This is a genomic window from Streptomyces sp. E-08 (assembly GCF_049913095.1).
GTDB lineage: Bacteria > Actinomycetota > Actinomycetes > Streptomycetales > Streptomycetaceae > Streptomyces.
In genome coordinates this window covers 4,017,170-4,029,228 of record NZ_CP183971.1, presented here as the reverse complement: position 1 = coordinate 4,029,228, position 12,059 = coordinate 4,017,170, and the positions used below count along the sequence as shown (strand labels likewise).

Annotated in this window: 14 protein-coding genes; 7 read left to right on the top strand and 7 right to left on the bottom strand. The window is 72.1% G+C overall.

Annotated elements, in window-relative coordinates; translation table 11 throughout:
• The first annotated feature begins 6 nt into the window (after positions 1-6).
• The 3 genes from ACN9MM_RS18375 (at position 7) to ACN9MM_RS18365 (ending at position 1,974) form a co-directional block, all read left to right on the top strand.
• Entirely contained in the window at positions 7-906 is a 900-nt protein-coding gene (locus ACN9MM_RS18375) for a LysR family transcriptional regulator (protein WP_426364639.1), read from the top strand.
• Positions 907-979: 73 nt separating this feature from the next.
• Positions 980-1,663 carry a DUF6232 family protein gene (locus tag ACN9MM_RS18370; RefSeq protein ID WP_426364638.1) on the top strand — a complete coding sequence of 228 codons (684 nt, stop codon included), beginning with the start codon at positions 980-982 and terminating at the stop codon, positions 1,661-1,663.
• On the top strand, positions 1,660-1,974 hold the full coding sequence (locus tag ACN9MM_RS18365; RefSeq protein WP_426364637.1) for a hypothetical protein: 315 nt from the start codon (positions 1,660-1,662) through the stop codon (positions 1,972-1,974). The genes ACN9MM_RS18370 and ACN9MM_RS18365 overlap by 4 nt, the downstream gene beginning before the upstream one ends.
• A 55-nt stretch (positions 1,975-2,029) precedes the next feature.
• On the opposite strand, the gene ACN9MM_RS18360 is transcribed toward ACN9MM_RS18365, so the two are convergent.
• Entirely contained in the window at positions 2,030-3,907 is a 1,878-nt protein-coding gene (locus ACN9MM_RS18360; RefSeq protein WP_426364636.1) for a serine/threonine-protein kinase, read from the bottom strand.
• A 34-nt stretch (positions 3,908-3,941) separates the two neighbouring features.
• Positions 3,942-5,477, bottom strand: coding sequence for a substrate-binding domain-containing protein (locus tag ACN9MM_RS18355; protein ID WP_426364635.1), 1,536 nt, complete (start codon positions 5,475-5,477; stop codon positions 3,942-3,944).
• 158 nt (positions 5,478-5,635) lie between these two features.
• On the opposite strand from ACN9MM_RS18355, the gene ACN9MM_RS18350 reads away from it, so the two are divergent.
• From ACN9MM_RS18350 to ACN9MM_RS18340, 3 genes are all read left to right on the top strand, one after another.
• Positions 5,636-6,577, top strand: coding sequence for an NADP-dependent oxidoreductase (locus ACN9MM_RS18350; protein ID WP_426364634.1), 942 nt, complete (start codon positions 5,636-5,638; stop codon positions 6,575-6,577).
• Positions 6,578-6,709: 132 nt separating this feature from the next.
• Positions 6,710-7,360, top strand: coding sequence for an FMN-dependent NADH-azoreductase (locus ACN9MM_RS18345; RefSeq protein ID WP_426364633.1), 651 nt, complete (start codon positions 6,710-6,712; stop codon positions 7,358-7,360).
• A gap of 142 nt (positions 7,361-7,502) precedes the next feature.
• The gene (locus ACN9MM_RS18340) at positions 7,503-8,414 is read left to right on the top strand and encodes a glycoside hydrolase family 19 protein (protein ID WP_426364632.1); all 912 of its coding nucleotides are present in this window, start codon (positions 7,503-7,505) and stop codon (positions 8,412-8,414) included.
• Between the two features lie 4 nt (positions 8,415-8,418).
• Here ACN9MM_RS18340 and ACN9MM_RS18335 read toward each other — a convergent pair whose 3' ends face one another.
• Both ACN9MM_RS18335 and ACN9MM_RS18330 read right to left on the bottom strand, forming a co-directional pair.
• Complete coding sequence (locus ACN9MM_RS18335; protein ID WP_426364631.1) at positions 8,419-8,595, bottom strand: DUF397 domain-containing protein; 177 nt, start codon at positions 8,593-8,595, stop codon at positions 8,419-8,421.
• Positions 8,592-9,428, bottom strand: coding sequence for a helix-turn-helix domain-containing protein (locus ACN9MM_RS18330; protein ID WP_426364630.1), 837 nt, complete (start codon positions 9,426-9,428; stop codon positions 8,592-8,594). The genes ACN9MM_RS18335 and ACN9MM_RS18330 overlap by 4 nt, the downstream gene beginning before the upstream one ends.
• A 157-nt stretch (positions 9,429-9,585) precedes the next feature.
• Between ACN9MM_RS18330 and ACN9MM_RS18325 the strand changes: the two genes are divergently transcribed.
• The gene (locus ACN9MM_RS18325) at positions 9,586-9,999 is read left to right on the top strand and encodes a hypothetical protein (RefSeq protein WP_426368768.1); all 414 of its coding nucleotides are present in this window, start codon (positions 9,586-9,588) and stop codon (positions 9,997-9,999) included.
• Here the strand turns inward: ACN9MM_RS18325 and ACN9MM_RS18320 are convergent.
• Genes ACN9MM_RS18320 through ACN9MM_RS18310 form a run of 3 tightly spaced genes read right to left on the bottom strand, consistent with a single transcriptional unit; the run spans position 9,986 to position 11,985 of the window.
• A complete protein-coding gene (locus tag ACN9MM_RS18320) occupies positions 9,986-10,882 on the bottom strand; it encodes a hypothetical protein (protein WP_426364629.1) in 897 nt (298 codons plus the stop codon). The genes ACN9MM_RS18325 and ACN9MM_RS18320 overlap by 14 nt on opposite strands.
• A 24-nt stretch (positions 10,883-10,906) precedes the next feature.
• Positions 10,907-11,383 carry a MarR family winged helix-turn-helix transcriptional regulator gene (locus ACN9MM_RS18315; protein WP_426364628.1) on the bottom strand — a complete coding sequence of 159 codons (477 nt, stop codon included), beginning with the start codon at positions 11,381-11,383 and terminating at the stop codon, positions 10,907-10,909.
• Complete coding sequence (locus ACN9MM_RS18310; protein WP_426364627.1) at positions 11,380-11,985, bottom strand: DJ-1/PfpI family protein; 606 nt, start codon at positions 11,983-11,985, stop codon at positions 11,380-11,382. The genes ACN9MM_RS18315 and ACN9MM_RS18310 overlap by 4 nt, the downstream gene beginning before the upstream one ends.
• Positions 11,986-12,059: the final 74 nt, after the last annotated feature.

The following is a 12,059-nucleotide window of genomic DNA, read 5'->3' as shown; positions in this document are numbered from 1 at the left end:
GAGGGCATGGATGTGCACGGGCGGGAACTGCGGTACTTCCTCGCGGTCGCAGAGGAGCTCCACTTCACGCGTGCCGCCGAGCGTCTGTACGTCTCGCAGCCCGCGCTCAGCAAGCAGATCCGCGTCCTGGAGCGGCAGCTCGGAGCGCCGCTCTTCGACCGCGACCGGCAGGGCGTCCGGCTCACCGAGGTCGGTACGGCCCTGCTGCCGCACGCCCGCGCGGTGCTCGCCGCGTGGGAGGAGGGCCGGGGAGCGGTGGAGCGGGCCCGGGCGGCCGCGGACCGGACCCTGGTCGTCGGCATGAGCACCAGCCCCGGCCGCGGGGGCCTGCTGCCCGCGATCCGGTCCCGGTTCACCGAGGAGCACCCGGAGTCCCGGCTCAGGCTGCGCCAGGTGGGCTGGGAGGACCCGACGGCGGGGCTCGCGGACGGCACCAGCGACGTGGCGTTCGTGTGGCTGCCGATGGTCGGGCCGGATCGCTTCCGCTGGGTCGTCGTCGCCACCGAGCCGCGTCTCGTGGCCCTCCCCGAGGCCCATCCGCTGGCCGCCCGCGCCGGCCTCGGCATCTCCGAGCTCCTCGACGAGCCGTTTCTCGCCCTGCCCGGCACCGGGCCCGAACTCCGCGACTACTGGCTGGCCGTGGACGCGCGGGGCGGCCGCCCGCCGGTGATCGGCGCCGAGGTCGCCAGCGCGGACGAGACGTACGAGGCCCTGGTCGGCGGCCTCGGCATCTGCCTGGTCGCCGCCGGGAACGCGTCGCTCCTCACCCGCGGGGGCGTCGTCACCCGCCCTGTCCACGACGCCACCCCGAGTCGCTTCGCCCTCGCCTGGCGCGCCTCCGACGCCCGCCCCCTGGTCCGGGACTACGCCCGCGCGGCGGCCGATGTCGTACGCCGGGAGGCCTGAACTCGCCTTGCGGGAAAGGTGGTTCGGATGCGTAATGAGGGGCAGTCGTAGCGGTTCCACCCCGGGGGGATGCATGGGAACGAACGAAACGCCGCCGCCGAAGCCGACGCGTCCGCCCGAGCCGCCGTCTCCGCCGTCTCCGCCGTCGAGACCGTGGAACGAACCGGGGAGAGGCGCCGCCGCCCCGGCCGCCCCGGTCGGCCCGCCGAGCCGGCACGGACTTGTCATCAGCAAGCGGCTGCTCTGGGTGCACGGCGGCGCCTATCCGCTGGAGAACATCGTCCGTGTCCACACCTTCGTGCTGCGGCCCCGGCGCGGAGAGGCCCTCGCCCGCTTCCTGAAGCGGGGAGGGATCACGCTCGTCGTCCTCCTGATCCTCTCCAACTTCGCGGACTCCTCGTCGAGTTCGTGGGACTCGTCCGGATCGAGCGGTGACCTCGACGGGTTCGTCGGGGCCGCCCTGGTCTTCGTCGTGTCCCTGTTGATCTACTACTTCGGCGACATGGCGTCGGTGGTCTTCGCCGCCTCCCATGACGTCCTCGCCGTCGAGACGAACGGGCGGTCCACGGCGCTGGTGACGGGAAAGCGCAAGCACCTGAACGAGCTCGTCCACGCGATCGCGGAGGCGATCGACAAGCCGGACGCGGAGCTGCACGCCCACGTGGCAACGCTGGCGATCACCAACTACGGCAACTACCACTTCGGTGACTCGGTGAACATGTACGGCGGCAGCGGCAACACGGGGGTGGCGAGGTGAGCGGGGACAACTACTACGGCGACGTCGTGAACATGCACGGCGGCCAGGGCAACCAGGGCATCGTCCACCACCACGGCTCGCCCGACCTCGAACGGGCCCTGGCGGCGGTGCTCCAGCGCGTCGAGGAGCTGCGGGGCAGCCTGCCGGCGGGGGCCCTGGAGTCCGTCGACGGTGCCGCGACCGACCTCGCCGTGCCGGACCGGCGGCCCGCCGCGCTCCAGGTCCTCCAGGCCGTCGCCGCCACCGTCGGCGGCATCGGCCAGCCCCTCCTGGACTCCGTGCGGGCCGCCCTGGAACTCCTCGCCCGCTAGGGCCTGCCGTCACCTTCCAAAGCACTACTCCCTGTCGTCACCTTCCCAAGCACTACTAGGGCTTGTCCCGGACGAACTCGGCCGGTTCCCCGTCTCCCGACATCCCGTAGAGCTGGAGCCGCTCCTTGCCCTTGTACCGGACGATGCGGAGGTTGCCGGAGCCGTTCTCGACGCAGTCCGGGTCCCAGCCGGCCGGGTCGCGGGTCTCGGGGCCGATGACGAGGAGGGAGCCCGCGCCGCCGACGAGGGCGGTGGCGGCGCAGTCGATGTCCTCGGCGAGCGCGTTGCCCTGGTCGTCCATGCGCGGGTACGACTGCTCGAAGCGGACGAGCGGTGCGCCGACCGGGCCCTGGGTGACGATGAGCCGGTAGGACCAGCGGTCGGGGTCGGGCTGGGTCAGCGTGTCCGGTGCCTGCTTCCAGGTGCCGACGTACGCGGCGGGGACGACGTCCGTGCCCGCCTCGACCCGGCGGAAGGTGCTCTTGGCGACGCCGGAGCCCCATTCGACGACGTCGGTGGAGCGCAGGGTGAGGGTCTGGCGGGCGGCCGGGGTGCAGCGCTGGGCGGGCACGCTCGCGGTGATCTCCGCCTCGCCGAGGACGAGTTCGCCTTCGGTGGCGGAGATCAGGGTGGCCCGGCCCATGCAGAGCTGTTCCCCGGTGACGTGGGTGTAGACGGCGGCCCTGGCTCCGGCGGGTCCCTGGGTGATCTCGATCCGGCGGGTCTCGTACGGGACGTCCGCCGAGCCCTTGAGGACGCCCTCCCAGGCGCCGAGGAAGGCGGCGGGGACGATCCCGGGGGGACGGTCTGCGGTGCCGCCGTTCTTCCGGCCGCCCGCGGTGCCGCCCGTGCCGCCGTTCTCTGGCCAGTAGGTGTACGCGGCTCCGGCGGCCGCCGCGACGACGAGGGCCGTGGCGGCGGCGAGCAGGGCGGTACGGCCCCGGCGCCGGGGCGAGGGGGTGGGTGCGGCCGGTGCGGGGACGGTCGAGGCCGTGCCCGCCGGGGCCGTGGGCGGGGGAGTCTCGGACGCCGGGGCGCTGCTCCCCTCCGCCTCCAGGAGCCGTGCCGCGTGGCGTCCGAGCCGGGCCAGGACGTCCGCCGGGAGCCAGGGGTCGGCCACGGGGAGCGTCTCGACGATCTCGGTCGCGGTGGGCCGGGCCGCCGGGTCCTTCGCGAGGCAGGCCCGGATGAGTCCGGAGAGCTCGGGCGGGAGGTCCGTCAGGTCGGGCTCGTCGTGGGCGATGCGGAACATGGTGGCGTGGACGCCGCTGTCCGCCGTGCCGAAGGGGGCGCGGCCGGTCGCCGCGTACACGAGCACGGACCCGAGGCAGAAGACGTCGGAGGCGGGCGAGACCTGGTCGCCGCGGACCTGCTCGGGCGACATGAAGCCGGGGGAGCCGACGACGGCTCCGGTGGTGGTCAGGTTGCCGCCGTCGGAGACGTGGTCGACGGCGCGGGCGATGCCGAAGTCGATGATCCGGGGCCCGTCGACGGTCAGCAGCACGTTGGACGGCTTGAGGTCGCGGTGGACGAGCCCGGCGGCGTGGATGTGGTCGAGGGCGCGGGCGAGTCCCGAGGCCAGGGCGCGTACGGTCGCGGGCGGCAGCGGCCCGAACTCGTCGCCGACGACGGCCCGCAGGGAGGGGCCCGGTACGTACCCGATGGCGACCCACGGCGAGTCGGCGGTGGTGTCCGAGCCGAGGACGGGCGCGGTGCCGGTGCCGCCGACCCGTTCGAGCGCGGCGACCTCGCGGGCGAAGCGGCGCCGGAACTCGTCCTGGGCGGCCAGTTCCGCGTGCACCACCTTGACCGCGACGGTCCGCCCGCCGGCCGAGCGCGCCAGGAACACCCGGCCCATCCCGCCGACCCCGAGGCGGCCGATCAGACGGAACGGGCCGACGCTGACCGGATCTTCCGCGTTCAATGACTCCACGTCGCCAGAGCATGCCAGACGACGCCTGCGGCGATCAGTCCTCTCCGCAGACCTTCAGCCCCTTCGGGGTGGCGCAGGGCAGGTGGCCGTGGGCGCTGATGACGTCCTGGCCGCGCCCGGACCGGAGGTAGGTGAGGAAGCTGGAGGTCAGGGAGTCGGCCCGGGGCAGGCCCCAGGTGTAGGCGTACTCGATCTCCCGGTACGGGTAGGGGGAGGCACCCAGCTCGTCCACGGCGGGCCCGCGGCCGTCGACGGAGATCCGGTGCAGGCCCTTCCGGCCGTCGCCGGCGCGGAGTTCGGTGTAGCCGATGGCTCCGGGGAGCCGGGCGACGGTGGCCAGGACCTGTTCGGTGGAGTCGAGTTCGCAGCGGATCACCTTCGCCGTGGGGTCGTCCGCGTGCTCGCAGTCCCGGGAGGAGTTGGCGGGTTCGTTGTGCCCGAGGACCCGGCGCTGGAACACCTCCCGGGTGCCCGAGTTGGCGTCCCGGCTGACGAGGAGGATCGGGCGGTCGGGGCCGCCCAGCTCGCTCCAGTTCCGGATCCCGCCCCGGTAGACGGCGCGGATCTGGTCCAGGGTGAGGCCGTCGACGGGGACGGCGTCGTTGAGGACGAGGGTGAAGAGGGAGACGGCGACCATGTTCTCCCGCAGTTCCGGGAAGCCGCCCGGTTTCCGTCCGTCGGAGAGGGCGACGACCGCCGGCGACCCCTTCCCGGCCTTCGCCCCCGCCTCGGCGAGCTCCCGGATCCCGGCGGTGGAGCCGTGCACGTCCACGGCCACCGTGGAGCCCTCGCAGTCCTCCTCGTACTGCCGTGCCGCCTCCCGCAGGGCGGGCGCGAAGGCCGTGGAGCCGGTGACGGTGAGGGTGCCCCGGGCGCAGCCGATGGGCGGCGGGGTCTGCTCGCGGACGATGATCGCGGCGAGGGCCATGACGCAGGCGGTGAGGACGACGGTGACGGTCCGGGAGGTCGGGCTGAACCTGGCCGGCTTCTCGTCGGGGGTGATGCTCCGGTTGCGCCGGATGGAGCCGCCCTGGAGGCTCCCGACGACCTTGATGTCCCTGTCGGCGACACCGCCGGAGAGCTGGACGAGCAGCTTGAAGTACTGGCCGCGTTCGAGGGCGACCCGGGGGACGAGGACCGCGCTGCCGTTCCGGCCGAGCGTGGGGGAGCGCTCCAGGTCCTCCCGTACGGAGTCCCAGGCGGCCGGAACGGTGGCGACGACGCCCTGGACGGTCCGCTCGGCGAACGTGATCCGCAGGCCGTGGGGTTCGGCGGCGGCCCCGTAGTCGTCGGAGCTGATGTCGAGCTCGCGGTCGTTCTCGATGCGGAGGAGGACGAGCGTGGACCCGTCGGCGGGCGGTGCCATGCCCACCACCTGGCCCTCCCGCACGGTCGTGACCTCGCTGTCCCGGCTCTCCTCCCGGTGGAGCGGGGTGTTCAGCTGCACGCGGTAGCCGAGCCGCTTGCGCTGGGGCGAGAACCGGTCGATCCAGACGACGGCGAGCGTGACCAGGACACCGACGAGGGCCGTCCCCACGGCGATGACGTTCTCTGCGGTTATCCACTCCATGGCCGGGACGGTACGGACGCCTGTACGAGGGCGGGGGCGGCGTAGCGGGCGGCCACCTGGACTTCTCCGTTCCTTCAGGTGGACCGACAGGGGTTGCTCGGGGCTGTGGAGCGTGGGTGTAATGGCGACGAGGGGGCCTTCCGTCTGAGGAGTACCCCATGCGTGTCGTCGAAGTGACCGCCTACGGCGGACCCGAGGTCCTCAGGATGGCCCGTCGGCCGGAGCCGGAGGCCGGGGCCGAGCCGGGGAAGGTCCGGGTGCGCCTGAAGGCGGCCGGAGTGAACCAGGCGGACCTGCGGATCCGCGCGGGCCGGTACGCCGACTCGGTCGGCCCGCTCAAGCCCCCGTTCGTGCTGGGGACGGACTTCGCCGGGAAGCTGCTCGATGCCGCGCCCGGCCTGCCCGTGGGCACCCGCGTGGCCGGTTTCGTGCCCTGGTTCGAGATGCTGACGGGCGACGGCACGTACGCCGAGACCATCTGGGCCGATCCGGAGTGGCTGGCCGTGATCCCCGACGAGGTGGACTTCACCGTGGCCGCGTCTCTCCCGCTGGCCTCGGCCACCGCCCAGCAGGGCCTCGACAGGCTCGCCCTCCCGGCGGGGTCGACGCTGCTCGTGACCGGTGCGAGCGCGGTGGTGGGCCGTCTGGCCGTCCAGTACGGCTCTGCCGCCGGACTGCGGGTCGTGGCCGTCGCACACGAGGGTGACGAGCCCGAGCTGAGGGTGCTCGGCGCGGACCACGTGGTCCCGCGCGGTGTCCCGGAGGACATCGTCGCGAAGGTGCGCGCGGGCGACCCGGACGGGGTGGACGGGGTCTTCGACGGCGGGATCATCGGCGAGGCCCTCCTCCCTGTCGTCAAGGACGGCGGGGCGTTCGCGGCGATCGCGCCCGACCGCGTGCCGGTCGCCGAGCGGGGGATCCGCGTCGAGACCGTACGGGCCAGGCCGGACGCCGCCCGGCTCACGGAGAGCCTGCGGAAGGTGGCGGACCGGGAGCTGGTCACCCGGGTGGCCGACGTGATGCCCCTGGAGGAGGTCGCGGAGGCGCACCGCAGGGCGGAGGCGGGCCACAGGCCGGGCCGGATCGTCCTGATGATCTGAGCCGCCGGGCCCCTGGGGATCGTGATCTGAGTCACAGGCGCTGGACCTCAAGTTTGGTTGAGGAAGCAGGCTTCTTCTCGCCGGCCGAGAGAGCAGGGCCGACGAGAACCGCGACTCAGGAGACGATCCCCCATGGCTACGCTGCTGCACATCGACACCTCCTTCAACGGCGAGAACTCCCACTCCCGCGCCGTCACCGCCGCCTTCCGTAAGGCCTGGGAGGCGGAGCACCCCGAGGGGACGGTGATCTACCGCGACCTCGCCGCGGAACCGGTCCCGCACCTGGGGGCGGCCGACCTCGACGCGGGGGGCGCCGCGGCGGCCGACCGGTCGCCGGAGGAGCCGGCGGCGTTCGAGTCGCGCGGCAGGCTGATCGAGGAGGCCGAGCGGGCGGACGTGATCCTGATCGGCGCGCCGATGTACAACTACTCGATCCCGTCCACCCTGAAGGCCTGGCTCGACCAGGTCTTCCTGGTGGGCCGCACCGCGATCGCCGAGCACCCCTCACTCGCCGGCAAGCGGGCCGTCGTCGTCGCCAGCCGCGGCGGCTCCTACCGCGAGGGCACGCCCCAGTTCGGCAACGACTACGTCGAGAACTACCTGCGCCTGATCCTCGCCGACGTCTTCGGCATGGACGTCAGCTTCATCACCCCCGAGCTGACCTTCGCCCCGCACGTCCCGGCGATGGCCGAGCTCGTCCCGCTCTTCGAGGCCTCCCGCACGGAGTCCTTCGCGGCGGCCGAGTCCCTGGCGAAGGACCTGGCGGTGCAGTTGGTCGCGTAGCGGACGCGGCCGTCCGGAAAGCAGGCGCTCCGTCAGCCGGAGCGCCTTCTTTATGGTCTGGACCTTGACAGGTCCAGACCAATCGCGCTTCGCTGGGCTTCCCCATCCGGCTCCACCCGGCCCCACCCGGAAGGAAGTTCGCATGCTGCGAAAGCTGTTCACCTCGTTGGCCGCACTCTGTACGGCCGTCGGACTCGCCCTCCTTCTCCTCCCCACGGCCTCCGCCGGCGCGGCCGCCGCCTGCGCCGCCGCGTGGAACTCCTCCGCCGTCTACACGGGCGGGATGACGGCCTCGCACAACGGCCACAACTGGCAGGCCAAGTGGTGGACCCAGAACGAGACCCCCGGCACGACCGGCGAGTGGGGCGTCTGGGCCGACCAGGGCGTCTGCGGCGGCGGGGGCACCACCCCGCCCACCACCCCGCCGTCCAGCGGCGGATTCGTGGTCTCCGAGGCCCAGTTCAACCAGATGTTCCCGAGCCGGAACCCCTTCTACACGTACGCGGGCCTCGTGGCCGCCCTCAAGTCGTACCCCGGCTTCGCCAACACCGGCAGCGACACGGTGAAGAAGCAGGAGGCCGCGGCCTTCCTCGCGAACGTCTCCCACGAGACGGGCGGGCTCTACTACATCGTCGAGCAGAACACCGCCAACTACCCCCACTACTGCGACACGACCCAGCCCTACGGCTGCCCGGCCGGCCAGGCCGCGTACTACGGACGCGGTCCGATCCAGTTGTCCTGGAACTTCAACTACAAGGCCGCCGGTGACGCCCTCGGCATCGACCTGCTGAACAACCCCTGGAAGGTCGAGCAGGATCCGGCCGTCGCCATGCAGACGGGCCTCTGGTACTGGAACACCCAGAACGGCCCCGGCACGATGACCGCCCACAACGCCATGGTCAACGGCTCCGGCTTCGGCCAGACCATCTGGGCGATCAACGGCAGCCTGGAGTGCAACGGCGGCAACCCGGCCCAGGTCCAGAGCCGGGTCACCAAGTACCAGCAGTTCACCCAGATCCTGGGCGTGCCCGCGGGGTCGAACCTGTCCTGCTAGCGGTTCAGTTCTGCCAGTCGACGAAGGCGGACCACGAGGACGGCTCCACGGCGAACGTGGGGCCGTCCTGCACCTTCGAGTCCCGGAGGTGGACGGCGTGGGCGGCGGTGGCGACTTCTACGCAGTTGCCGCCACCGCTGTCGCTGTAGCTGGACTTGAACCAGTGCAGGGTCTCGTTCATCTCCGTACTCCCGCCAACTCCTCGATGACGCCCAGCGACCTGCGCGGATCCAGGGCCTGTGCCCGGATCTTCGCATACCTCTGCCGGTGGACACTGACCTTCGCCCGGTCGGTGATCAGCAGGCTCTCCCCCTGGATCTCCAGGTAGGTCACGTGGTCGTGCTCCGGGGTCTCGACGATGTTCAGATCACCCCGGTCGCCCGCGTACTTGCCTCCCAACCCGGCGTCCAACGGGAGTACCTGAAGGTTCACGTTGCTCCTTCGGGCGCACTCTGCCAAGTGCAGCAGCTGCTCTCTCATGATCTCCTCGCCGCCGATCGGTCGCCTCAGTACCGACTCGTCGAGGATCAGCTCGATCTCGCACACCTGCTTCCGGTCGAACAGGTTCTTCCGGGCCATCCGGCCCACGACCAGTTCCTCGACCCGCTCCGGAGTCGGCTCGGGGTGGCCACCCGCGATCAACGCCCGCGCGTACGCCTCCGTCTGGAACAGCCCGTGGACGACGTGGTTGGCGTACAACCACAACGCCACGGCCTTCTGCTCGATCGGTGCGTAATCGCGGAACAGCTCCGGCAGCTTCTCCAGCCGTACGAGCTCCCGCATCTCCTCGAAGATGCCCGTGCCGCCGCCCAGTCCCCGCTCCAGCTGGACCAGCATGTCGTCGCTCACCGGGTGGACGTGCCGTTCCATCGCGCTGATCGCCGCGCCCGTGAAGCCCGTCTGGCTTCCCAGATACTCCTGCGTCCACCCCTTCTTCTGTCGCAATCTCTTCGCCACCGCGGCTGCCATCCTGGCCGCAGGGCCGACCGTTTCCCTGTTCTCCGCTCGCGCCATTCATGCTCCCCATTCGGACTCAATCGATCTCAACCGGTCTCAACTGCTCCCCGCCGAATTCGACTGCACAGGTGGCGTGTTGGCGCAGGTCAAGGGGTTGCCGACGCGCCCGCCGCAGTCGTGGAAAACGCTAGCGCCGACGCGGGAACATGTCCCTGTGAATGCAGAGAATCGGGAAGTGAATGCGAGTTGGATTCCTGTTTCCGGATTCCAACTCCGTAAGGCGGGCGTACAATTCGACGCCGTTCGAGTCGACGGTGACGAAGGGCGTCGGCTCGCCGACTGGATGGAGGCGCTGACGGGGGGAGATCCCGGGCCCGTCGTCATCGAGGCGAACGGGCGGCGGGGCGTCTACTTCCTCGTGCCGCCCGGCTCGACGGCCCGCCGCGCGTGGCCGCGCGGGGTGACCCGCTTCAACGCGGGACCGGCCCACGTGAGCTACGTGCCGGTCCCGGCGCTGACGGGGAGGACATGGCCCCTGGCGTGGCGGTTCCCCCCGACGGCCCCGTACCGCTTCGTGCACCCGCTGCTGCTGCGGAGCGTGGTCGCCGAGCTGTTCACGACCTCTTGACCAACCAGGTCAGGGCCAGCGCGGGGGCCAGGCAGGAGGCGAGGGCGAACGCCTGGTCGTGGCCGGCCACCTGGAAGTCCAGGGCCTTCGGCAGGAGCAGCAGCAGGCCGGTCAGGAGGATGCCGAGCGCCGGCAGGTGGACGCCCGCCTCGAAGCGGCGCAGCCGGTGCACGGCTTCCGCTTCGGCCATCGCCTTCAGGGCGAAGCCGGCGACCAGGATCAGGGGCCAGATCCAGAGCCCGAGGAAGGCGACGAGGAAGAGACGGACGGTGGAGCGCCGGCCGTTCTCGACGACGGGGGTCCCGGGATCGCGAGGCGCGAAGTACACGTCGACCTCGGTGCCGGGCTTCGGCGCCTTGAAGCGGGTGTACATGCCCCGGACGGTGACCTCGCGGGGGCCCGCCTCGTACGGGATGCGCAGGGTGAGATCGGTGAGGTAGTACGGGTCGTTGTCCTCGCCGCCCCTGTGCGGCGCGGGCTCGCCCGCGAGGCGGACGACGGTGACGGCGTACTCGTCGTACCCGGCGCGCTCCAGGCGCTCGGTCTCGCGGCCGTAGGCGCCGCTGACGTTGAAGGCCGTCAGGAGGGCGGCGAACGTGGCGAGCGGGACGCCGAAGCAGAGCACGTACCGCAGGACGGGGTTCGGCCGCCGGGTGTCGGGGCGGGGCTTGCTCAGCGGGTCGCGGGACCGCGCCTCTGCCCGGCAGGAGGCGACCACCCAGCCCGCAGCGAAGGCCACGGACAGGCCGGCGAGGGCGAGTTCGGGCACGAGCGGGGGGTACGGGGAGGCCCCCCAGAGGGCGGCGACGACGGCGGCCGCCCCGCTGAGGACCATGCCCCAGCCGGTGAACGTGGTGGCCGTGCTGCGCGCTGACGTGCTCATGGCGCGCAGCTTAGGCCGCCCGGTTCACTCCTGCGGCAGGGGCGGTGTCCGGTAGCTCTCGCCGACCGTCTCCAGGGCCGCCGACAGCCGCTCCAGGACCCGTACCGTCTCGTCGAAGGCCTCCTGGCCGCCCAGTTCGCGCACGAGCAGGGCGGCGAGCTCCGCGTGGCCCGGGTCGATGCGCCGGACGGCCGCCCGTCCCGCCTCCGTCGGGGCGAGGAGCTTGGCGCGCCGGTGGGCCGGGTTCGGCTCGTAGGCGGCGAGCCCCTCCCGTACGAGGAGGTCGGCGACGCGCTGGACGCTCTGCCGGGTGATGCCCATGACGCGGGCGATCCCGGCGACGGGGAGCGGCTCGGGGAGTACGGCTCCGAGGACCTGCCACCAGGCGGCGGTGAGGCCCGCCGGTTCGGCCAGCTTCTCGGACACGGCGAGGAACTGGCCGTTGAGGCGGAAGACGCCCAGGGCCGTGCGGGAGAGGGCGTCCTGCTGCTCGCGGCTCACGCGTTCAGCTCGGCGAAGGCGGCGGGGTCGGAGTGCTGGAAGAGGCGGTACCAGGCGTCCCGCTTGCCCTCGTACGCGCCGAGCCGGGCGAAGATCTCGCGCGCGAAGGCGACCGGCTCCGTGGGGCCCGCCGTGATGAGGTCCCCGTCCCGCACGGCGTCCGCGTCGACGTAGTGGCCGGCGCCCTGGTAGCCCGTGGCGGCCAGGTAGAACGACACCGCGCTCGTGTGGGGGCGGTCGTCGAGCAGGCCCTCCTTCGCCAGTCCGGCCGTGGCGCCGCAGATCGCGGCGACCGGGACCCCGGCGTCGAGGAAGGCGCGGGCCTTCGCGGTGAACGGGGCGAGGTCGTCGCCCTCGTCGTACTTCTCGGCGCCCGGGAGGATCAGCAGGGCGCTCTCCCCGGGGTCGAGGTCGGCGAGCGCGAGGTCGGGGACGATCCGGAGGCCGGCGATGGTCGTGACGGGCTCTCCGGCGACCGGGCCGACGGTCCGGATCGTGTATCCGGCGCGGGCGAGCCAGGCCGTGGCGTGGCCGGTCTCCCAGTCGGCGAGGGTGTCGTAGACGGCGAGATGAACGGTCTTGGTGTCAGTCTCGGTTCCCATGACAGAAGACTGTCATTTCGACAGCATGCTGTCAATGATGGCCTGAGGGGAAAACGGGGACAGCAACGTGTCGC